This window comes from Polaribacter sargassicola (assembly GCF_021991835.1).
Taxonomy (GTDB): domain Bacteria; phylum Bacteroidota; class Bacteroidia; order Flavobacteriales; family Flavobacteriaceae; genus Polaribacter; species Polaribacter sargassicola.
The window spans coordinates 514,073-536,856 of record NZ_JAHDAU010000001.1 but is presented as its reverse complement, the minus strand read 5'-3'; the positions used below and the strand labels follow the sequence as shown (position 1 = coordinate 536,856).

Below are 22,784 nucleotides of genomic sequence, written 5' to 3'. Positions count from 1 at the left end.
TCCATGACTGGTTATGGTAAATCTGTATTACAATTACCTACTAAAAAAATTACTATAGAAATTAAATCTTTAAATAGTAAAAATCTCGATCTAAACGTTAGAATTCCTACTTATTATAAAGAAAAAGAATTAGCTGTACGTAAAAAATTGGCAAGCTCTTTAGTAAGAGGTAAAGTAGATTTTTCTATTTATATAGAAATGACTGCAGATGAAACTTCTACAACCGTAAACCATGGCGTAGTAAAAGATTACATGCAACAACTTAGAAACATCGTTCAAACCGGTACTTCTAATGATGTAGAGTTGTTAAAAATGGCAATAAAAATGCCAGACGCATTAAAAACTGAACGCGAAGAATTAGATGAAAATGAGTGGAATCTTATCAACAAAAATATTGATATTGCAATTAAAGAGATTGTAAAATATAGAATTGATGAAGCTGCTAGTTTAGAAATAGATTTTAGACAAAGAATAACTAATATTAAAAAATATTTAGAAGAAGTAAAAGCTTTAGATGCAGATAGAGTAAAAAATGTAAAAATACGTTTAAAAAAAGCTATTGATGATTTAAAGGTTGATACTGATGAAAATCGTTTTGAACAAGAACTGATTTATTATTTAGAAAAATTAGATATTAATGAAGAAAAAGTTCGATTAGCAAATCATTTAGATTACTTTTTAGAAACTCTTGACACACCGGATTCTAACGGAAAAAAATTAGGATTTGTTATTCAAGAAATGGGTAGAGAAATAAACACTACCGGTTCTAAAGCTAATTTTGCACCAATGCAAAAAGCAGTTATTCAAATGAAAAATGAATTAGAACAAATTAAAGAACAAATTTTAAATATACTTTAAGTTATACTTAAAGTAGCTAAATAATTTTAGCTTCTTATTAATTATATAAAATATTCTGAAACGAATTCAGAATGACAAAAATTAAAAATTTATGTCAGATTTTAAAGGAAAATTATTCGTCTTTTCTGCACCTTCTGGGTCAGGTAAAACCACAATTGTTCGTCATTTACTAAAACAAGAAAAATTTAATTTAGAATTTTCTATTTCTGCAACTTCTAGAAAACCTAGAGGTGAAGAAAAAGACGGAGAAGATTATTATTTTATATCTCTTAAAGAGTTTAAAAATAAAATTAAAACTGACGAGTTTTTAGAATGGGAAGAAGTTTATAGAGACAACTTTTACGGAACACTAAAAAGTGAAATTGAACGTATTTGGGCTCTAAAAAAACACGTTATTTTTGATATTGATGTTGTTGGTGGATTAAGAATTAAAAAGAAATTTCCTAAAGAAACCTTATCTGTTTTTGTAAAACCACCAAGTGTAGATGAGTTAAAAATTCGTTTAAAAAAACGTTCTACAGAAAGTGAAGATAAAATAAATATGCGCATTGCAAAAGCATCTGTAGAGTTGGCAACAGCACCACAATTTGATAAAATTATAAAAAATTACGAACTAGAAGTTGCTTTAAAAGAAGCAGAAGAATTGGTTAGTAAATTTTTAGAGAAATAAAATGAAAATAGGTTTATATTTTGGCACTTTTAACCCAATACATGTTGGGCATTTAATAATTGCCAACCATATGGTAGAATATTCAGATTTAGATGAAATATGGATGGTAGTAACACCTCATAGTCCATTTAAAAAGAAAAATTCTCTGCTTGATAATCATCATCGTTTTGAGATGGTTTATAAAGCTACAGAGAAATATTTTAAAATTAAACCATCTAATATAGAGTTTAATTTACCTCAACCAAACTACACAGCACACACATTAGCACATATCTCTGAAAAATATCCTAATAAAGAGTTTTGTTTAATTATGGGAGAGGATAATCTTAAAACTTTACATAAATGGAAAAATTATGAAACTATTTTAAAACACCATCATATTTATGTATATCCAAGAATTACAGAAGGCAATATAGACCATCAATTTAAAGATAATTCAAAAATCCATAAAATAGACGCGCCAATTATTCAGGTTTCTTCAACAATGATTAGAAAAGGAATAAAAGAACAAAAAAACATTAAACCTCTTTTAACCGAAGAAGTATGGACTTACATAGATGAAATGAATTTTTATAGAAAATAATTTCAGATAAATTTCGTTGTATATTTGTTAAACATCAAATAAAATTTTGTGGCTCAGAACATTAAAAAAAAGGGAAAACTTAAACATAAACTAACTAATAAATTTAGATTAGTTGTTTTAAATGAAGACACTTTTCAAGAACGTTTTTCTTTAAAATTATCTAGATTAAATGTATTTGTTTTAAGCGGTTTTTTCTCTATTTTGCTTATTTCTGGTACAATTTTATTAATTGCCTTTACTCCTTTAAAAGAATATATACCTGGTTATTCTTCTACCGAATTAAAAAGAAAAGCTGCAGATTTAACTTTCGAAGCAGATTCTTTAAAGCTTAAATTAGCTATTTTAGAAAACTACACAAAAGCATTAAAACCCGTTTTAACTGGAGATATAGAGCCAGAAAGTATTGATTCTATTCAAAATGAAGCTATGGCAAATCAACTTATTGATGAAAGCCAGTTAAATGCAACAAAAGAAGACTCTATTTTTAGAGAAAAAATAGAAAGTGAAACTCGTTTCTCTTTACTTAACAGCTCAAAAAGCAATGTTAAAATTGTTTTCTTCGCGCCTTTAAACGGAGAAATTTCTCAAAGTTTTGAGTCTACATCAAAACATTTTGCAGTAGATATTACAGCAAAAACTGGCGAACCTATTAAAGCCACAGCAGACGGAACTGTTATTTTTTCTGGTTGGACTACAGAAACAGGTTACGTTATAATTTTAAGACACGCAAATGAATATATTTCTGTTTACAAACACAATGGTAACTTACTAAAACAACAAGGAGATTTTGTAAAATCTGGTGAAGTTATTGCCACAGTAGGATCTACTGGAGAATTAACAACAGGACCTCATTTGCATTTTGAACTTTGGAACGGCGGATATGCTGTTAACCCAACAAACTTTATAGATTTTAAATAATGAGTATTAAATCACTTTTTGCAATTCCTTTTGCTAATGTAGCAACCAAAAAAGTTTTTAAGTGGGCTAATAAACCTTTTAAAACCCAAGAAAAAGTTTTTAAAAACTTAATATTAGAAGGCGGTAAAACTGCATTTGGTAAAGACCATAATTTTTCTGCAATTACTAATTATGATGATTTTAAAAAACAAGTAAAAGTTACAGATTACGAAGGATTAAGAAAATACATAGACAGAGTTGTTGCAGGAGAACCAGACATTCTTTGGCCAGGAAAACCCTTGTATTTTGCAAAAACTTCTGGCACAACTTCTGGTGCTAAATACATACCAATTACAAAAGATTCTATGCCAACACACATTAAAGCAGCTAGAAATGCTTTATTGTTTTATATTAAAGAAAAAAAAGACGCCAGTTTTGTTGATGGTAAAATGATTTTTTTACAAGGAAGTCCTGTTCTAAGTGATAAAAATGGTGTAAAACTGGGCAGATTAAGCGGTATTGTAGCACATTATGTACCTAAATACTTATTAAAAAACAGATTACCAAGTTGGGAAACAAATTGTATAGAAGATTGGGATACTAAAGTAAATGCCATTGTTGAAGAAACAGTTAATAAAGACATGTCCGTTATTAGCGGAATACCTTCTTGGGTACAAATGTATTTTGAAAAACTAATTGAAAAAACCGGAAAATCTGTATCAGAATTATTCCCGAAATTTAATTTCTTTATTTATGGAGGTGTAAATTTTGAACCTTATAAAAATAAATTCGAAAGTTTAATTGGTAAAAAAATAGATTATATAGAATTATACCCAGCATCAGAAGGATTTATTGCATACCAAGATTCTCAAACAGAAAAAGGAATGCTATTGCAATTAGATTCTGGTATTTTTTATGAATTTATCCCTGCGGATGAATTCTTTGATGAAAACCCTACAAGAATTTCTCTAAAAGATGTAAAAATTGGTGTTAATTACGCTATCATTTTAAATACTACAGCTGGTCTTTGGGGTTATAACATTGGAGATACTGTAGAATTTACATCAACAAAACCCTACAGAATTAAGGTTACAGGTAGAATAAAACACTTTATATCTGCATTTGGTGAACATGTTATTGGTAAAGAAGTAGAAAAAGCTTTAAACGATGCTATTGTTGGTACAAATATAAATATTAGCGAGTTTACAGTAGCACCACAAGTAAACCCAACAAGTGGTTTACCTTATCACGAATGGTTTATAGAGTTTGAAAATGAACCAGAAAACTTAGAAGAATTTGCTTTAAAAGTAGACGCTTCTATGCAACAACAAAACATCTATTATTTCGATTTAATTGAAGGAAAAGTTTTACGTCCTCTAATAATTAGAAAAGTTAAAAAAGGTGGTTTTCATGAATATATGAAATCTATTGGTAAATTTGGAGGACAAAATAAAATTCCACAATTATCTGATAACAGAAAAATTGCAGATGTTTTAAGTAAATTTATAATTAAAAATTAAACAATATAAAATGGGAGGAGATTTTTTATTTTTAGGATTAACAATAGCAGTAGTTATTGTTTACTTTTACAATAAATTTAGAAACAGACGTTAAATAACTTGTTTGAGTAAATTTTTTAAAAAATACATACAATTTTAATATAATATTAAATGAGCACAATAAGAATTACCAAACAGTTTAGTTTTGAAACAGGACATGCATTATATGGTTATGATGGAAAATGTAAAAATGTACACGGACATTCTTATAAACTTTCTGTAACGGTTTCTGGACAACCAATAACAGATTCATCTAATGTAAAATTTGGAATGGTTATAGATTTTGGAGATTTAAAAAAAATTGTAAACGAAGAAATAGTTGATGTTTTTGACCACGCCACAGTTTTTAACAAAAATACACCTCATGTAGAGTTAGCAAAAGAGTTAATGAACCGAGGACATCATGTTTTATTAGTAGATTACCAACCTACAAGCGAAATGATGGTTATAGATTTTGCTCAAAAAATTAAAAATAGACTACCAAACAATATTAAACTTCATTCTATAAAACTACAAGAAACAGATTCTAGTTTTGCAGAATGGTTTGCTAGCGAAAACTAAAACACAATGAAAGTCTTAAAATACATATTAGTTATATTTATTTCATTATCAATTACAAGTTGTAGTGATAATGAAGAAAATAATACACCGTTAAGTTTAACAAACGAAAACATTGCTGGTAATTATAATATTAGTAGTTTATTTTTAAAAACAGAAATAATATCTGAAACAGAAGTTTCTGGTGTTAATTTACCGGTTACATTAGCTACTTCTAGTAGTGTAGGAGATACTTTTCAGATAGATTTTATTTTTAATTTAGATGGTACTTTTGAAGCAAAAGGCCTTTATAGACTTGTATCTACTATAACACCTATAACTGGCGGAACGATAGAAAATATTGAAATTATTGAATTAAATGATTCTGGTACTTACAATATTAACACAATAGATAATACCATTTCTTTTAGCTCTATAAATACAGATGGTTTAATAAATGGCGATGTACAAGTAGATATTTTTAACGAAACTACTTTAAGTTTTGCTAAATATGCCGAAGAAGAAGACGGAGCAAATACAGTTATTTTAGAATACAATATTACTCTTATTAAAGAGTAACTTTACTTAGCTTAAGTATTTTTACAAGTTACATTGTACTTGCTAAAAAGTAAAAGTGCTAATCTTAGTAAAATTAGTTATATCATTATAATCTAATTCGTATTGATCTATAGAGTAATCAGAAATTATAAAAGCATGATTATCTCTTATAATAATATCTATAGCATTCTCAGTATTAATTTCATCAATATATACAGAATCTTCTGGCTTAGTAATATCAAATATCTTTACAGTATTATCACACACTAAAAGATAATTATCACCATATAAACTTAATCCTTTAGGCTCTGTTAAACCTCTAGAATTTAATAAAATTGGGTTTTCTATATCTTCTATATTATAAGTCTTTAATTCGTTTACTGTCCCACCACAACTAGCGTTAGAGTGTAAAGTAACAAAAGCATTTACATCATTAGCAACAACAGGATCACAAGCTCTAAAATGATTAGATTGAGATAATTTACTTGGCAGCTCTGCATTAGAAACATCATAAATATACATAGCATCTTGAGAACCTATAAACAAATAATCTTTAAAACTGAATAAGGTTTCTATATTAAAACCAACATTTACAGTATTTACTTTTATTGGATTTGTTTTATCTTGAATATTAAATACTGATAAATTATAAAAATCTACTGTATATAAATAATCTCCTTTTAAAGCAAAAGTTGCTAAAGAACCTCCTTGCCCATCTGCAGAAAAATCTGAACTTGAAGTATCATTAGAATCTTGACTACAAGAAAATATAAATAAAACTGAAAATAAAATGATAAATAATTTCTTTTTCATAGCTTTTATTTTAAAATCCAATTAACAACAACCTCATCCTCATAATAATACCATTCTCCTTCTGGCGAAGTTAATGCAGGAAAAACATCTTTAAGTCTTTTATTTAAACTTATCTCTAACGTAGTAAAATCTATTGTTAAAACAACCAAGTCTGTTGCTTGGTTAATGTATAAAACATCATTTCTGATAGCAATATCTGTTGCTCCAGGAATTTTTAAGAATTTCTTTTTAATAGGGTTTGAGGGGTCTGTATTATCAAAAATATGAAAACCTGTTCTTTTATCATTAATAAATATATAATCGTTAATAATATATATTTTAGATGATTCTGCAACGGGGATTGGTTCTAAAATTTCGATTGAATTTTCGAACTCATTTCTATCTAAAACTACAGGAGTATAATTAGAAAAAAAAGGATCTCCACCACCATTTTCAGATTCTTCATAAAAGTAAAAACAACTAGAAAATGTTGTGCAAATAATTATTAATAGTATCAATTTTTTCATTAAAACACTTTTTTTAAAAGTATTAAAATAAATTGATTCTAATGTTTATTTACCGTTAAATGTATTCATTGTATTAGCCAAACCCGCTGTACCAAAAGAGATTATAGCTTTAGCTGAAGTTGGTAAACGTTCTATTAAAAGGCTCGTTTCATCTTTATTCCATTCTCCAAGAACAAAATCTACTTGATTACCTCTGCTAAAATTTCCTCCAACTCCAAAACGAAATCTTGGATATTTATTACCACCCAGTTTCTCCTGAATGTCTTTTAAGCCATTATGGCCACCATCACTTCCTTTAGCTTTAATTCTTATGGTTCCAAAATCTATATTTAAATCATCTGTAACAACCAATAAGTTATCTATAGCTATTTTTTCTTTTTCTAACCAATACTTTACAGCCTTACCACTTAAATTCATAAAAGTATTTGGTTTTAATAAAATAAATGTTCTTCCTTTAAACCTAAAAGTAGCAATGTCACCTAATTTTTCTGTTTCAAAAGTTACATTGTATTCTTCTGCAAGCTCATCTAGTATTTTAAAACCAATATTATGGCGTGTGTTGGTATATTTATCACCAATATTACCTAAACCAACAATTAAAAATTTTTTCATTAATTCTTCTTTACTTTCAACTCTTATACCTATTTTATTTAGAAAAAAGCTTTTTAAATTCATTCTTCAAAAATAAGAAGAAATACATAATTCAAAACTCTAAAACAATTCTAAAAACCTATTAAGTTTATAGAAATAAAAAAAGCGTTACATAATGTAACGCTTTTTTTATTTTAGATAAACAACAAATTTATTCTGCTGCTTCTGCTGCTGCTTTAGTTGCATTACGAGACATTCTTACTTGTGCAACCACAGTGTTATCTGGGTGCATAATAGAATAATCATCATTTCTTAAAGAACTAATGTATAATTTATTACCAATTTGTAATTCAGTAATATCAGCTTCAATAAAATCTGGTAAATTTGCTGGTATAGCTTTTACTTTTATTTTACGTAAGTTTTGACGTAAAGCACCACCAACTGCAACACCTTTAGATTTACCTACCAAACGAAGAGGAATATTCATTGTTACTTCTTTATCATCAAATAACTGATAAAAATCTACGTGTAAGATTTTATCTGTTACTGGGTGAAATTGAATGTCTTGTAAAATTGCAGATATTTTTTTTCCATCAACCTCAATAGTTGCAGTATATACATTTGGAGTATACACTAAACTTTTGAACGATTTTTCTTCTGATGAAAAATGAACTGGTTTATCTCCTCCGTATATAACGCAAGGAACCATACCAGCATTACGTAAGGCCTTAGTAGCTACTTTACCTACGCTTTCTCTTTTTGATCCTTTAATTGTAATTGATTTCATTACTTTTTTTATTATTTATTTACATTAAAAATTTATCACTAATTGAAGTGTTATCTTGCACTTTATGCATAACATCCGCAAATAATGGCGCGCAAGATACAACTTTTATTTTAGATACATTCTTTTTTAACGGAATTGTGTCTGAAACTATTAATTCTGTTAAAGCAGAGTTTTCTATTTTTTCATATGCGCCACCAGATAATATAGGATGTGTACATATTGCACGTACACTTAATGCACCTCTTTCTTTCATTAAATTTGCTGCGTGTGCTAGAGTTCCTCCTGTATCAATCATGTCATCAATTAAAATAACATTTTTACCAACCACATCACCAATTAACTCCATATGGCCAATAACATTTGCTTTCTTTCTTTGTTTGTAACATATTACTACTTCAGATAATAAATGTTTAGAGTAAGCATATGCTCTTTTAGAACCTCCCATATCTGGCGATGCAATAGTTAGGTTTTCTAATTGCAAGCTTTCTATGTATGGTAAGAAAATAGAAGAAGCAAATAAATGATCTACTGGTTTTTCGAAAAAACCTTGAATTTGATCTGCATGTAAATCCATTGTCATAATTCTAGTAGCTCCTGCAGATTCTAAAAGTTTAGCTACTAATTTAGCACCAATTGCAACCCTAGGTTGATCTTTTCTATCTTGTCTTGCCCAACCAAAATATGGCATAACTGCTGTAATATGTCTTGCAGATGCTCTTTTTGCAGCATCTAACATCAACAACATTTCCATTAAATTGTCTGCGTTAGGAAAAGTAGAACCTATTATAAAAACTCTTCTACCACGAACAGATTCTTCAAAAGCTGGTTGAAATTCTCCATCACTAAAGTAAGTTGTTTTTACTTTTCCTAGTGTAGTATTATACTCTTTAGCAATTTTTTCTGCCAAAACTGTGCTTTGTCTACAAGCAAATAATTTTGGTGCAAGCTGATTTATAAGCATTTAGTTGTTTTTTTTATTGTGTTGTTGTGAGACGCAAAAGTAGAAATTATTTATTGAGTTTCACATTTATTTTTTCAGTTTAAAATAAAATATTTTAATACATTTGCAGTCCGAATAAATTTAATGCTCAAGTGGCGGAATTGGTAGACGCGCTGGATTCAAAATCCAGTTCTTTCGGGAGTGTGGGTTCGATTCCCACCTTGAGTACCATTTAAACAACTAAACCCTGTTAATCAATTGATTTTCAGGGTTTTTAAGTTTTATTACTCTTATTCTTGCCAACCATTTGCCAACGATTAACAAAATCATATAGTTTTTTATTATTTTCAAAACAATAATACACGCGCGAACAGATAGTAACGAACTTTTATAAATCTGGCTTTTTATAGTGTGAAAAACGATAAATAAAACTGTTAATTACTTCTTAGATTAACTGCTTGTATTTTTTATGGTTTCCCAAAACTATATTTATCTTTTAAACAAAAATAAGCGAGTGCGAACAGATAGTAATAACTATTTAAATTAAGTAACCAATACGCGCGCGCGTCAGATACTAAAGAACTTTTTGTATAACTCTTTTTTATAGTGTCCTATTTGAATAATTATTAATTGTTATTGCTATTAGATTAACTGATTATATTACAACAAAAATACACGCGTAAAAAAATAGTATAGAACTTTTTATTTATGAAGTATTTAAACAACTTACAAAAAGCAATTTTTAGACGTTTATTTTAGATAAAAAAAAGTATATTTACTTTATAATACTTAGTTGTATTATTGAACTTTGAACGGTTTATAAGGTTACTTTTTAGTAGCCTTTTTTTATGCTTTTTTTACAAAAATTAATTGTAATAAAATTTTGTATTAAATTTCTTCTGATACCTTTATACATAAGGCTTAACAGATTCTAACATCTTTTTTTATTCCTTATAATTACAAAGATGTTTTGTACCATTCTAACAAGTCTATTAAGTTGTAATAACTTGGCTTTTTACTATTACATCTTAATTTATTCCATTCTTTAAACAAGGTTCTTTTATTGATGTTTTTAAGTTTTACAGATTCTTTCAGAAAATTTAAAAGTTTGGTTTTATTTTTTTCATCTGTTTTTGTCTTCGGATTGTTTATTGTATCAATATTTTGAAACAGTTTAATTTTACGGTTTACATTTCTTAAATCTATAGGTTTTAATTTTATTGTATCAATTAAAATACTATCTACATTCTTAATATTAAAACGCTCTAAAAGTGTGCTGTTTCTTTGTAGGTCTTCAAAGGTTTTTAAATTGTCGCTCACTAAATTGTATATCTCATCTTTTGGCTGTAAACCTATGTAAGAAATTGATTTTTTTATTTCTGAATTATCAGTAATAACAAACAAAGCATTTAAAACCTCATCTTTATTATTTAGCCAGTTGTTTGCAACCAGTTGTTTATTTTGATTGTTTTGTTTTTTACTTTCGTTTGTGTCGAATTTAGTCTGAATATGTTTTTTGTCCTCTATGATATTAATATTATAATTGAGTTCTAAAAAATGTATAAATTCTTGTTTTGTCATCATACCAAAAAAGGTTTTTGATACATCATAAGCAAGTGCATAATCATTTACAAAACTATTATCGTAGTACAAATATTTGGTATTGATACTATCTTTTTTATCTGTATCATTTACATTTATGTTTTCAGATTCAGCAATAAGATTCTTTTTTGTTTCTATAAAATTATAGTGTGGATTCCAACTTTTTAAAGTTTGGTCTTTTGTTTCTTTATAGTAAAAATAGTTTTTGCGGTTTTTGTCTTCATTTCTAAAACGTGCAAAGAACTGCTTAACAGATTCGGGCATTGGTTTATAATCTGTTTCTATGAAAACAACATCTGTAAAACCTTTCTGTTTTATACTTAAACCCTCATCAATTAAAGCGGTTGTAATTACTAATTTTATAACATCATTAAATTTGCTTTGTTTAGTTAGCTGTTTAAAATCTTGACTTTTTTTAATATGATTATCTGAATTTAAAATAAGAATTTCGCTTTTTTTATATCTTTTAAGTTTTATTAATTCTATTTGTAAAGCGATTGCAACATTTCTACTATTTACCCTTAAAATACATTTACCTTTTACCGTTTGTAAGTGCTGTAAAGCTATTTTTAAAGGTTGTCTGTTATCTACTCTTAAATAAACATCAACTGGGTTTAAATCTTGCTTTTTAACGTTTACTAACTTATAACCAATAGCTTTAAAAAGTTGGTTTGTAGTACCTGTTAAACCTATAGTTTTATAATTACTCAATAGACTTGTTAAGTTTTTAATAGCATCACGTTTATAACTGTTTGTTACTATTAAATTATGCACCTCATCAATAACAACATAATCAAATGTATTTGGATCTTTTAAATGTTTATACCCTTGCTCATAAGTAGCCATAACAATAGAAACTCTTTTTGCTTTTATATGGTCTTCGGGTGTGCTATTTGCTGTAAGTGTAACTATGTTGCTAAATTCTGCTTTTGTTTGCTCTACAATAGCGGTTAAAGGTGCTAATATTAACAATCTCTTTTTAGGTCGATACTTAGTAAAATCCATTAAAAAAGAAGTTGTTTTTCCTGTTCCTGTTTCTGCGGTTAATATGGTTTTATTATTTACATCAGAATAGTTTAAAATTGTATTTAACTGCTCACTAACATAATTTTTTATTTTTAGCGTTTTATCATATTGAATTGATAAAGGTTTTATTTTCAAATAATCAAAAAACAATATTTTTTCAGCATCATTCTTTGCGTTTTTATTGATAAAATTAACCTTGTCTTTATAGTTTGCTTTTATTAAATCATAACACGCTGTAAAAATCTGTTTTTCGCGTTCGTGCTGAGGTTGTTTTAAAAGGTTTTCAGCCTTTTTAAAGTCTTTTTGCTGAGGTTGTTTCTCTTTATAGCCTTTCTTTTTTAAGGCGTCTAAAAACTGCTTATAATCGTTATTATAATGAAGTTTTAAATACAAATCAAAAGGCGTAAACTTATAATAGGTAGAAAAACTACTACTAAAATTTACAAAAGTTTCATTTTTAACAAAACCAGTATCTTTACTTGTAGTACTGGGGTGCTTATATCTATTAGAATTTACTTGACTAAAACCAGTATTTAAAAGCGCTGTTTCAATAGTTGTACTTTGGTTAAACTGTTCTTTAATTGAGCCAAAAACCGCTCTATTATCTGTAAAACGATATTGTTTAACGCCAGTATTTGAAACTTTTACAATTTCTTTTAATTCATAAGTAAATACATAAGGGTTTGTATTGATAAAGCGTTTTTCTGTTTGTAAAGCAAGGTATCTTACTTGCCTAAATTTGTTTTGTGCATTATCAAATTTTACATTTAAAAACTTTGTTAGATAATCTGTAATTGCATTACCTATCTTTAAATGTTTAGTTGCATCTGTATTTGTAACCTCTACTAATTGCGGAACGTACAAAACCCCTGCAATACCTTTACCACTATTTGAGCGCCAAACTATAACCGCTATTTTTTGCAACTGTAAAAATACATCTGCATTTTGTTTTGATTCATTTAAACGACTATTTTCGTTTTCTTTTACATCAATATCAAAAAATAAAAAAGGTGCTGATTTGTAACAATAAACCCCACTTGTACCACCTTTATACAAACCTTTTAAGATTGCAATACTATTGCCTTTTGTTGGTTTAACCTTAATACTATTTAATCGCTCTAATAAAGTATTTAAAGTATGATGTTTTTTTACTGGTTTACCCTCTTTTTTCTTTTCTGAATAGTAGTTGTAAATCTCACTAAATAACGGTGCATTTAGCACCATTTTAGAGTTATTAAAATGATGCTTTACACTTACTTTAAAATCAGTAATAGGAACGACTTTTTTTAAGTCGCTCATAAACTTACTTTATTTTATAATTATCTGAAAAGAGTTTTTTGTTAGTACTTAAAAAGTTTACATTATTAGACTTTGTTACTGGGCATCTATCAGAATATAAAACTTGTAACAAACCTTTTTTTTCATAATATGCCTTAGCTTGACAAAGAAATTTTTCGGGTATTTTGGTTTGTTTAGAAACCTCTGCAGTTGTAGTTGTATTAAAATACAAATATCTATAAAAACGCTTTCTGTATTCATTAGCGAAAACGCCTTTTAAATATGTTAAATTAAACTGTTTACATATTATAGGCTGTTCGCTTTTTTCTATGTATTCCGATTTTTCTACATAAGCTATTAATCGCGCTTTATTTGTTGTATTTTTGTTAAGTCCATTCTCAAAAGACTTACAAAGGCTGTTTGTTGTATTTTTCATCTTTCAGCCTTTTTTAAAGTTCTACAATAGCGTTATCAATATCACTTTGTCTGTATAAAACACGCCCACCAATACCAACGGCTTTTAAACGTCCGCTTTTATTCCATTTGTTAAGCGTAACAAAAGAAACATTTAGCATTTTAGAAACCTCAGCCCTACTTAAATAAGTTTGTGGTTTTTTCGGCTGAAAGTGTGTTTTAAGGTTTTCTAAATCTCTCTTAATATCATTAAGATCTGATTGTAATTGTGTAGGTAATTTAATTTGTAATTGTTGCATAACTTATGTTATTTAAATGTTATTCAACAAATACACGTTAGGGATTTTTTAGGGATTCCCTAAAAAGATAAACTACTTTATTTTTAAACCAATTTCAATAAGTTTAAGTTTTACCTTTTCAACTGTCTTTATAGTATTGTAAGGACTTTTTGACTGATCATTTTTTTTATTTATTATAGGGTTAATATAAGATTGAATTGAGACTGTTTTTTCTCCTAAACACAAACTTAAAAACTGAGCTAAAGAATTTGTAGAATGATTAAAAGGTTCTATATTTTTTAAAAAATCTAAAACACCACTTTCATTTAATGCTATTATTTTTTCTGTAAGTTTTGAATTGTCATAATCAATTAAACTTTCTTTTTTATTTTCAAGTTGAGGTTCTTCATTTTTTTTAGGCTTGAAATGTTTATTAAAAAGACTTTCAAAAAGTATTGGATTATGCAAAATAATAGACCAAGCTTTATAAAAAAAACCAGCTTCAATGCCTCTTTTATAAAACTCATCAAATTTTAAATAACTACAAAATTTTAAATCTTCTGTTTTGTATAATTCATTTAAATCTTCAATCTGAAAATGATTAATATAACTTAAAGCAAATAGACCAGGTTTTTTAAGTGAAGTATCTTGTATTGCCTTAGAAAAAATCTTATAAATAATCTGTTGATCATCATTTTTAAAAAGAGTATTCTCTGGCGCTAAATCTTTCTCAAACTGATAATATCCTTTCTTAAAACCTTTACCATATTCAATAAAATAATTATTTAAATCTTCTATTGTTAAAAATATATTTTCTTCACTCAATAATTTTTTATCTCTAATTAACTTTATTAATTCTTTTTTTTGACCATAATTATAAAAAAAATTAAGATTTTCAGATTTATTAAAATATTCTGTATTAAAAGGCTTACCGCCCCAGTATTCTTTATAATGACCAGTACTAAAAAACTTATCTAAAATACTTTTTGGTATAGTCTTTAAATTAAGATCATCATATAAATTTTTAATTTCTTTACTCATAACAACTTTATATTATATTACTTTACTTTGAACGGCATTAAATATTTGAACTATAAGTTTTATCTATTGATTTGAAGCATTTTTTATTATTTGTAGCTGAGGTTCTCTTTTCTCTTTTAATGCTTGTAAGGTATAAAAATCTGCAATTTGTTGAGCATAGTCTAAACTATCTTTACCAATATAATTAAGTAGCATTTTTTCTGAACTGTGTGCAGATATACTCATAATTAAGGGCGTTGGTAGTGTACCGTATAAATTACTACAAAAAGAACGTCTGCAAACGTGTGAAGCCATTAACTGCCATTTAGGGTACAAACCATTTACTTTTCTTTTCTCTTTGTTTCCTTTGCCTTTTTCAGTTACCACTATCTTACTACCATTTATTAGTTCGTTTATTTCTGAAAGTTTGCAAACCTCTTTTATATGCTTATTGAATTTTTGAGTCGATATTTTATAAGGAAATCCAGTTTTTAAAATTTCTTTGGTTTTTTCTAATACTGGAATAGTAACATTTTTACCTGTTTTTTGTTGCTTTAACTGTATTACCTCTAAATTGTTGAGTGTTTTAAAATTATTTTCAGTTAATTGTAAAAGGTCGCCACCTCTTTGCCCTATGTTACAACCTAATAAAAGCCATTTTCGGGCGTTTTTTAGTGATTCACTCAATAAAACAGTACTTTCTATTTGCTGTAATTCTTTATTGCTTAAATAAAGTATATTTTCATTGTTTGGCTTTGCACTTTGTATTTTTTTATACTGTGAATTTGTTTCTATTCCATAAAACTCAGCATCAGTACAAACCGTTTTTAAGTCTGCTAATTTTTTAAGTGAAGTACTTTTTTGATATTTCTTTTCGTTTAATAAGAAGTTTAAAAAATCTTTAGCAAATTTTATATCAACATCTTTTACTCTTAAATTTTGTTGCTTTTGATATTCTTTAATTACTCTTTTTAAGGCTTTGTAAGAATTAATTCGCCTTTCTGACAAACCTAAACCGCCTTTTGCGTTTTTTCTTGTTGGCGCTTCATTAATAATGCTTTGTATTGCATCTGTAATAAAGTCGCTTTTTTTAGTTATTGAGATACGTCCAAAATGCACATCAATATGATGTTTTAGCCAAGCTGTATTTATTGTTTCTCCTTTAGTGTTGGCATTGTTAACCTCATCTAAAATATATTTTTCTAAATCTTGTAAATCAGCTTTTAATTTCTTGTTGTTTGCAGTTGTAGTTTTTGGATAATTTGAAGTACTCCATTGTTTTGGGTTGATATGTAACCCTGTTTTTGTTCTCGGGGTTTGTCCTCTTTTTACTGAAAGTCTTAAATAAATAGGTGCATTTTCACTTTTACTTAAAAGTTGAAATTTAATAGTAGCCATAATGTATTGAATTTTGAACAGTACGAAAATACAACTATTTTTATTCCTTGCCAACGGTTTGCCAACCGTTTATTAACATTAGTTTATTTTTATTAATTATAGTTTATTCTTTAAAAACCTTTATTAACAAGGTTTTAATAAGCTATTAATCGTTTTTATAGGTTTTAAAGGCTTTTTAAAAAGTAAAAAAAACAACTGTTTCAATTCCCACCTTGAGTACCATTTAAAAGAGTTATCACATTTATAATAAATGCGTTAACTCTTTTTTGTTTTTAAAAACTTACAAAAACACACCTACAACCCTTAACTCTCTTAATCTTGCATTTATATTTTCTAAAAAATAGATTTTTACCGTCCTTACTTTTATCATTTTATTATTGATTAGAGATAAAAAATGTTAACATAAAACAAGTAAACATCAACAGAATTAACCAAGATATTTATAGCATTAACATTGATATTTAAATTGATGTTAAAAAAAACCTAATTAACCTTAACTAATCTTTGGTCAAGTAAACTATTATTAAATTTAAGTCTCACTAAAACGTTGACTTATGAAAAAAATATATCCAGTATCAAGACGAGATTTTATTAAACTATCTAGCATGGCAACTGCCGGCGCAATGTTTTTACCTTTAGATATTAGCTTTGCTAACAATGCACCAAAACCAATGATGAGAAGTTTTGGTAGATTGAAAAACAAAGTAACTACCTTAGGATTAGGAGGACAAGCTTCTATACAATGGACACCAGATGATGTAGATCCTGTTGCTATTATTACAAAAGCTTTTGATTTAGGAGTGAATTATTTTGACACTTCAAATGTGTATGATTTAAGTCAATTGCACTACCATTCAGCTTTTGAAAAATTAAACTTAATTCCAGGGAAACCGAATTATAATAAAAAGCTAAGAGAATCCATTACCATTACAAGTAAAACACTTATGCGATGGGGAAAACCAGGTTGGGAAGAGCAAAAAAATGTAAGAAACAAATCTAATGGTGCAGATGTACAAACGGCCGCAGATGACATTAGAAGAACCATGACTCAACTTTTTGGAGATGGAAAAGGGAACTATCCAGAAGGTTCTTATGTAGATATTGTTATGGTGCATGCTTTACAATCTATTGAAGAGAATGATGTCTTATATAAAGGACTTGAAACACCAATTAAACCCGATGAAAATTTTGGAGCTTTAGTAGTTTTAAAAGATTTTAGAGATGGTACTAATTTTACAGGAACCAATCCTAAAAACGAAAAACTATTGAAGCATATTGGTTTTTCAGGCCACACTAGTGCTGAAGCTATGATTGATTTTATGCAACGAGATAAATATGGATTAATAGATGCTTTATTAGTATCTGTTAACTCTAATGATCATTTGTATTTTAACATGAAACATAATGTTATTCCATTAGCTAAAGCCAAAGGAATTGGTGTTGTTGGAATGAAAGTTTTTGGAGCTGGAACCATGTACAAAGAAGTACCTGGATTCTCAAGAAAACCAGACCAAATTTATCGTAAAGTAGGTTCTCCAGATTTACCAAGTCATGAACTTATAGAATATGTACTTACCACACCGGGTGTAGATACCTTAATTATAGGAATTGGTCATATAGATAAAGACCCTCTTAAATGTCAGTTAACTCAAAATTTTTATGCCTCTCAAGTGAAACCTGACTCGATGTCCGATGAGAAGAGACTAGAAATAGAAGCTAAAACTGCAAAAGCAGCAGGAGTTCGAACAAATTTCTTTCAGCTTGATAAAATAGACATGACACCGCCTAGAGATTTAAAACAAGAAACCATAAATGGTAAAACTAAAATAACTTGGCAAACCGCTTATGCTGCAGAAAACCCTATATCTCATTACGAAATTTTTTCTAATGGTAAAATGTTAGGTACGGTTAAACATCAACCTCAAGTTTTAAAAGAAAAACCATTTGTTTTTGAAATAGACCAAAATATTACTGATATAACAGTTAAAACTGTAGATACAAAAGGAAATATAGCCTAGTATTTTATTTAACTATTCAAAAAAAATTATATATGTCAAAATTAGCATTGCTAAAACAATGGTTTAAAAATCATAAAGGTACAGTTACTGCTTTTTCTGGAGGTGTAGATTCTTCATTGGTTTTGTATGTTTCTAAATTAGTACTTGGCGATGCTGCTATTGGGTTAATTTCAAATTCCGAAAGTCTAAAATCAAAAGACTTTAAGGTAGCTACAGATTTTTGTAAAACACACAATATTAATCTTGAAGTTATTAAAACTTCAGAATTACAAGACCCAAATTATACAGCAAATCCAGCAAATCGTTGTTTTTTCTGTAAAACGCATCTTTATGAAGCTATGGTAGATATTATTGAAGAAAGATATCCTGAATACACCATATTAAACGGAACCAATTTAGATGATTTAGGCGATTATCGTCCTGGATTAGAGGCTGCTAAAAATCATCAAATAAAATCACCTTTAGCAGAGCTAAAAATCAACAAAAAAGAAGTTATAGAAATGGCAAATGAGCTAGGTTTAGAAACAGCTTTTAAACCACCAAGCCCGTGTTTAAGTTCTAGAATTCCTTACGGAACAGAAGTTAATAACGAAAGATTAAAACAAATTGAACATGCAGAATATGTTTTAAATCGATTTGGTTTTATAAACGTAAGAGTAAGACACCAAGGAGAAGAAGCTAAAATAGAAGTGCCTGTAAATGAAATGGAAACATTAAAAAATCAATTCAACCAAATTACTAAAGAAATTAAAACTTTAGGTTTTTCTAGAGTAACTATGGATGAAGAAGGTTTTGTTTCTGGTAAATTAAATCGTGTATTAAATGGATAAAGCCTTTATCATTGATGAAGACAGAAAACGCAGATTAGGTTTTGAAGAAGTTATTTTCGGAGCGTCAAAGAGCGTAGCATTACTTTCAGATTTACTGAAAGATTATGTTAAAAAAGATAAAAATGTATTAATAACTAAACTCCAAAACAATAAAGCAACAGAGCTGTTAAAAACATATAAAGCAGCATTTTATGATGATGAATCTGAAATTTTTATGCTTTCTAAGGTTGAAATTTCAGATGAAAACCCTGCAAAAATAGGAATTATTTCTGCCGGAAGTTCAGATATTGGTGTAGCCAATGAAGCTTTCTATACGTTAGAATATATGGGCGTAAAATCTCGTATTATTCATGATATTGGTGTTGCTGGTTTACAAAGATTATTAAACAGACTAGAGTTATTAAAAACGTTTGATATTTTAATTGTTGTTGCTGGTTTTGAAGGAGCTTTGCCAACGGTTGTTGGTGGATTGTTACCACAACCAATTATAGGAGTACCAACATCTGTAGGTTACGGATCTGCAAAAAATGGAGAAACCGCTTTACATGCAATGCTTACAAGTTGTGCAAACGGAATTACAGTAGTTAATATAGATAATGGTTACGGAGCAGCCATGAGTGCTTTTAGAATGTTGAAACTAATAGAAAAATGAAAACAATATATATAGAAGCTTTTTCGGGTTTATCGGGCAATATGTTCTTGAGTGCTTTTAGCGAATTGCTTGGCGATTATGACATTTTATTAGATTTACCCAAAAAATTACATCTGCCAGATGGTAAAATAGAAATTGAACAAGTTGATAAAAATGGTATCAATTGCAAATATGTAGAGGTTGTTGATTTAAATATTAAAAAAGAATCGAAAACAGATCACAATCACGATGATCACCATCATCATAATCATGACCACTCGCATAGCCATTCTCACGCTCACGGTCATGATCATTCTCACACACACAATCATTCCCACAGCCATCATCACGGAGCGCATCGTCATTTAAGTGATATTCAAAAAATTATAGATCACGCACATATCAGTGATAATGCAAAAAAAATAGCACATGAGATTTTTTTAATGATTGGTCAGGCTGAATCTAAAATTCATGATATGCCTTTAGAAACCATCCATTTTCATGAAATAAGTGGTGTAGATTCTATTATAGATATTGTTGGTAATGCAGTATTAATAGATAAACTAAATATTTCTAAAACATATTGTACACCTATTTGTACTGGTTTTGGTATTGTAAAAACCCAGCACGGAATGTTACCTGTACCCGCACCTGCAACTGCAGAATTATTACAAGGAATGCCAATTTACCCTGGTACAGAAGAAGGTGAAAAAATTACACCAACAGGAGCTGCTATTTTACGATTTTTAAATCCTGATTTTAAAAATGCGACTTATACACCTATAAAAACAGCTTACGGACCCGGTAAAAAAAATTTCCATAATGCAAATGTTGTACGTGTTTCTTTAATTGAAAATGAAAACAAAAAAGACAAATATTTACAGCTAGAAGCTTCTATTGATGATATGTCTCCAGAATATTTAGGAAACGATTTTCAAGACAACTTGTTAAAATCTGGAGCTATAGACTTTAGTATTACACAACAATTGATGAAAAAAGGCAGGTTTGCTTTCTTACTAAATATTATTCTTACAGAAGATAATTTAACAGAAGTATCTAATTATTTATTTGATAACACAAGTACTATTGGGGTACGTTATTATCCTATAGATCGCATAGAATTACCTAGGATTCAGAAAAAAAAGACAACAGAATTTGGAGAAGTACTTGTAAAAGAAGTTACAACACCCACAAAAAACATAAAAATTAAACCTGAATTTGATGATGTAAAAAGATTGTCTAAAGAGACCAATCAATCACCATTTCAAGTGATAAATAAACTAAATATAAACCCTTTAAAATCTTAAAAAATGAAAAAGTTATTATCTATTTTCTTTATAGCAATTAGTTCACAAATGATGAATGCACATGTACAAACTACTTCTCATACTCATGATTCTTTTATAAGTGAATGGGCTTGGCTATTAATTCCGGCTATTGCCTTAGTTGCTATCGTTTGGAAAATGACACAAACAAAATTAAAAAACAGCAAAAATTAATTAGATTAAAATCTAGAATAATAAAAAACAGATGCTACAAATAACATCTGTTTTTTTTATTTTATAATTATTAAAAATTTACTGTTCTAAATCAAATTTAAAATAATTTACAGCATTGTAATAACAGATATCTTGTATCATTTTTCCTAAAAACTCAATATCATTTGGTACCAGACCCTGCTTAACATCTTCTGCTATTAAATTACATAAAATACGTCTAAAATATTCATGTCTTGGAAAAGATAAAAAACTTCTACTATCGGTTAACATTCCAACAAAACGACTCAACAAACCCATATTAGAAAGTGTATTTAACTGTTTTTCCATACCGTCTTTCTGGTCTAAAAACCACCAACCAGAACCCCATTGCATTTTACCAGGAACTCCGCTTTCGCTATAATTACCCATCATAGTTGCAAAAACTTCATTTAAAGCTGGGTTTAAATTATAAGTAATTGTTTTACTTAAACTATTTTCTGCATCTAGCTTATTAAAAAGTGTAGACATAGGTTTTGCCTGAGTAAAATCGCCAATAGAATCTACACCCGCATCTAAACCAATTTGGTTTAACAATTTGCTATTATTATTTCTTAAAGCTCCTAAATGAAATTGTTGTATCCAGCCTTTTGCGTAATACATCTTACACAGTTTAAACAAAACACAAGATGCAAAAAGAATAGCTTCATCTTCTGAAATATCAATTTTTGATAAACGTTTTTTTAAAACCTCATCAGCTTCTTCATCTGTAAAATCACCTGCATAAATTTGTTCCAACCCATAATCGGATACTCTACAACCTAAAGTTTCAAAAAAATCTACTCTATTCTTAATAGCATTTAATAAATCTGATAAATTTGTAATTGAAAATCCAACTTTTGTTGCTAATTTTTGAAGATAATCAATATAATTATCCTCTTTAATTAAGAGTAATTTATCGGGCCTAAAAGTTGGTAATACTCTAGTAAAAAAACCTTTTTTAGCAATTATTTTATGATGTTCTAAACTATCTGTAGGATCATCTGTGGTACAAATAACCTCAACATTCATCTGTTCTAATAATTGTGCAGGAGTTTTGTCTTGCAAAACAAAATTTGCTTTCTCATAAACTTCTTCGGCTGTTGATGATTGCAAAATATCATCAATATTAAAATAACGTTTAAGCTCTAAATGCGTCCAATGAAACAAAGGATTTCTTAAAGTATACGGAACCGTTTCTGCCCATTTTAAAAATTTTTCTTTTTGTGATGTTTTGTCACCTGTTATAAAAATTTCGTCCACACCATTGGCACGCATAGCTCTCCATTTATAATGATCTCCATCTAACCAAGCTGCTGTAATATTTTTAATTGGTTGATCTTCTGAAATCATTTTAGGAGACAAATGATTATGATAATCTATAATTGGTAAATCTTTAGCAAACTGATGGTACAGCGTTTCTGCAACATTAGATTGTAGTAAAAAATTATCATTGATAAATGTAGTATTCTTCAT

23 protein-coding genes and 1 tRNA gene are annotated in these 22,784 nt (G+C 28.3%); 13 read left to right on the top strand and 11 right to left on the bottom strand.

All coding sequences use genetic code 11. The annotated features are described in order from the left end of the window. The first annotated feature begins 3 nt into the window (after nucleotides 1-3). From KI686_RS02365 to KI686_RS02335, 7 genes are all read left to right on the top strand, one after another. Entirely contained in the window at nucleotides 4-858 is an 855-nt protein-coding gene (locus KI686_RS02365; protein WP_237587843.1) for a YicC family protein, read from the top strand. Nucleotides 859-949: 91 nt separating this feature from the next. Continuing rightward, nucleotides 950-1,528: a guanylate kinase gene (gmk, locus tag KI686_RS02360; protein ID WP_237587651.1), complete on the top strand. Its 579-nt coding sequence runs from the start codon at nucleotides 950-952 to the stop codon at nucleotides 1,526-1,528. A gap of 1 nt (nucleotide 1,529) precedes the next feature. Beyond that, on the top strand, nucleotides 1,530-2,111 hold the full coding sequence (nadD, locus tag KI686_RS02355) for a nicotinate (nicotinamide) nucleotide adenylyltransferase (RefSeq protein WP_237587646.1): 582 nt from the start codon (nucleotides 1,530-1,532) through the stop codon (nucleotides 2,109-2,111). Nucleotides 2,112-2,159: 48 nt separating this feature from the next. Continuing rightward, a complete protein-coding gene (locus KI686_RS02350) occupies nucleotides 2,160-3,029 on the top strand; it encodes a M23 family metallopeptidase (RefSeq protein WP_237587645.1) in 870 nt (289 codons plus the stop codon). Beyond that, nucleotides 3,029-4,528: a GH3 auxin-responsive promoter family protein gene (locus tag KI686_RS02345; protein ID WP_237587644.1), complete on the top strand. Its 1,500-nt coding sequence runs from the start codon at nucleotides 3,029-3,031 to the stop codon at nucleotides 4,526-4,528. Before KI686_RS02350 ends, KI686_RS02345 begins: the two co-directional genes overlap by 1 nt. Before the next feature lie 150 nt (nucleotides 4,529-4,678). Beyond that, nucleotides 4,679-5,128 carry a 6-pyruvoyl trahydropterin synthase family protein gene (locus tag KI686_RS02340; RefSeq protein WP_237587642.1) on the top strand — a complete coding sequence of 150 codons (450 nt, stop codon included), beginning with the start codon at nucleotides 4,679-4,681 and terminating at the stop codon, nucleotides 5,126-5,128. Between the two features lie 6 nt (nucleotides 5,129-5,134). Continuing rightward, a complete protein-coding gene (locus tag KI686_RS02335) occupies nucleotides 5,135-5,683 on the top strand; it encodes a hypothetical protein (RefSeq protein WP_237587640.1) in 549 nt (182 codons plus the stop codon). A 42-nt stretch (nucleotides 5,684-5,725) separates the two neighbouring features. On the opposite strand, the gene KI686_RS02330 is transcribed toward KI686_RS02335, so the two are convergent. The 5 genes from KI686_RS02330 to KI686_RS02310 all read right to left on the bottom strand — a co-directional run bounded on the left by KI686_RS02330 (nucleotide 5,726) and on the right by KI686_RS02310 (nucleotide 9,320). After that, nucleotides 5,726-6,475: an LVIVD repeat-containing protein gene (locus tag KI686_RS02330; protein ID WP_237587639.1), complete on the bottom strand. Its 750-nt coding sequence runs from the start codon at nucleotides 6,473-6,475 to the stop codon at nucleotides 5,726-5,728. 5 nt (nucleotides 6,476-6,480) lie between these two features. Further along, complete coding sequence (locus KI686_RS02325) at nucleotides 6,481-6,981, bottom strand: hypothetical protein (RefSeq protein ID WP_237587637.1); 501 nt, start codon at nucleotides 6,979-6,981, stop codon at nucleotides 6,481-6,483. A 45-nt stretch (nucleotides 6,982-7,026) separates the two neighbouring features. Beyond that, entirely contained in the window at nucleotides 7,027-7,593 is a 567-nt protein-coding gene (gene pth / locus KI686_RS02320) for an aminoacyl-tRNA hydrolase (RefSeq protein ID WP_237587636.1), read from the bottom strand. Between the two features lie 190 nt (nucleotides 7,594-7,783). After that, nucleotides 7,784-8,359 carry a 50S ribosomal protein L25/general stress protein Ctc gene (locus KI686_RS02315; RefSeq protein WP_237587635.1) on the bottom strand — a complete coding sequence of 192 codons (576 nt, stop codon included), beginning with the start codon at nucleotides 8,357-8,359 and terminating at the stop codon, nucleotides 7,784-7,786. A 19-nt stretch (nucleotides 8,360-8,378) separates the two neighbouring features. Next, complete coding sequence (locus tag KI686_RS02310) at nucleotides 8,379-9,320, bottom strand: ribose-phosphate pyrophosphokinase (RefSeq protein ID WP_237587634.1); 942 nt, start codon at nucleotides 9,318-9,320, stop codon at nucleotides 8,379-8,381. A gap of 125 nt (nucleotides 9,321-9,445) precedes the next feature. On the opposite strand from KI686_RS02310, the gene KI686_RS02305 reads away from it, so the two are divergent. Further along, nucleotides 9,446-9,530 (top strand) — tRNA-Leu (locus tag KI686_RS02305). Between the two features lie 726 nt (nucleotides 9,531-10,256). Here the strand turns inward: KI686_RS02305 and KI686_RS02300 are convergent. The 5 genes from KI686_RS02300 to KI686_RS02280 form a co-directional block, all read right to left on the bottom strand. Further along, the gene (locus KI686_RS02300; protein WP_237587632.1) at nucleotides 10,257-13,226 is read right to left on the bottom strand and encodes a DEAD/DEAH box helicase; all 2,970 of its coding nucleotides are present in this window, start codon (nucleotides 13,224-13,226) and stop codon (nucleotides 10,257-10,259) included. A gap of 4 nt (nucleotides 13,227-13,230) precedes the next feature. Then, nucleotides 13,231-13,641 carry a hypothetical protein gene (locus KI686_RS02295; RefSeq protein ID WP_237587631.1) on the bottom strand — a complete coding sequence of 137 codons (411 nt, stop codon included), beginning with the start codon at nucleotides 13,639-13,641 and terminating at the stop codon, nucleotides 13,231-13,233. Nucleotides 13,642-13,654: 13 nt separating this feature from the next. Further along, nucleotides 13,655-13,918, bottom strand: a complete 264-nt coding sequence (locus tag KI686_RS02290) for a helix-turn-helix domain-containing protein (protein ID WP_237587630.1) — start codon at nucleotides 13,916-13,918, stop codon at nucleotides 13,655-13,657. Between the two features lie 72 nt (nucleotides 13,919-13,990). After that, nucleotides 13,991-14,938, bottom strand: coding sequence for a hypothetical protein (locus tag KI686_RS02285; RefSeq protein ID WP_237587628.1), 948 nt, complete (start codon nucleotides 14,936-14,938; stop codon nucleotides 13,991-13,993). 63 nt (nucleotides 14,939-15,001) lie between these two features. Next, entirely contained in the window at nucleotides 15,002-16,315 is a 1,314-nt protein-coding gene (locus KI686_RS02280; protein WP_237587626.1) for a tyrosine-type recombinase/integrase, read from the bottom strand. A 554-nt stretch (nucleotides 16,316-16,869) separates the two neighbouring features. On the opposite strand from KI686_RS02280, the gene KI686_RS02275 reads away from it, so the two are divergent. The 5 genes from KI686_RS02275 to KI686_RS02255 are packed head-to-tail and all read left to right on the top strand — an operon-like array spanning nucleotide 16,870 to nucleotide 21,293. Further along, nucleotides 16,870-18,333, top strand: coding sequence for an aldo/keto reductase (locus KI686_RS02275; RefSeq protein ID WP_237587625.1), 1,464 nt, complete (start codon nucleotides 16,870-16,872; stop codon nucleotides 18,331-18,333). Between the two features lie 32 nt (nucleotides 18,334-18,365). Continuing rightward, nucleotides 18,366-19,163: an ATP-dependent sacrificial sulfur transferase LarE gene (gene larE / locus KI686_RS02270; protein ID WP_237587624.1), complete on the top strand. Its 798-nt coding sequence runs from the start codon at nucleotides 18,366-18,368 to the stop codon at nucleotides 19,161-19,163. Then, the gene (larB, locus tag KI686_RS02265; RefSeq protein WP_237587621.1) at nucleotides 19,156-19,815 is read left to right on the top strand and encodes a nickel pincer cofactor biosynthesis protein LarB; all 660 of its coding nucleotides are present in this window, start codon (nucleotides 19,156-19,158) and stop codon (nucleotides 19,813-19,815) included. Before larE ends, larB begins: the two co-directional genes overlap by 8 nt. Next, nucleotides 19,812-21,101, top strand: coding sequence for a nickel pincer cofactor biosynthesis protein LarC (gene larC, locus KI686_RS02260; RefSeq protein ID WP_237587620.1), 1,290 nt, complete (start codon nucleotides 19,812-19,814; stop codon nucleotides 21,099-21,101). The genes larB and larC overlap by 4 nt, the downstream gene beginning before the upstream one ends. Before the next feature lie 3 nt (nucleotides 21,102-21,104). After that, on the top strand, nucleotides 21,105-21,293 hold the full coding sequence (locus KI686_RS02255) for a hypothetical protein (RefSeq protein WP_237587619.1): 189 nt from the start codon (nucleotides 21,105-21,107) through the stop codon (nucleotides 21,291-21,293). A gap of 78 nt (nucleotides 21,294-21,371) precedes the next feature. Here the strand turns inward: KI686_RS02255 and uxaC are convergent, their stop codons facing one another. Beyond that, entirely contained in the window at nucleotides 21,372-22,784 is a 1,413-nt protein-coding gene (gene uxaC, locus KI686_RS02250; RefSeq protein ID WP_237587618.1) for a glucuronate isomerase, read from the bottom strand.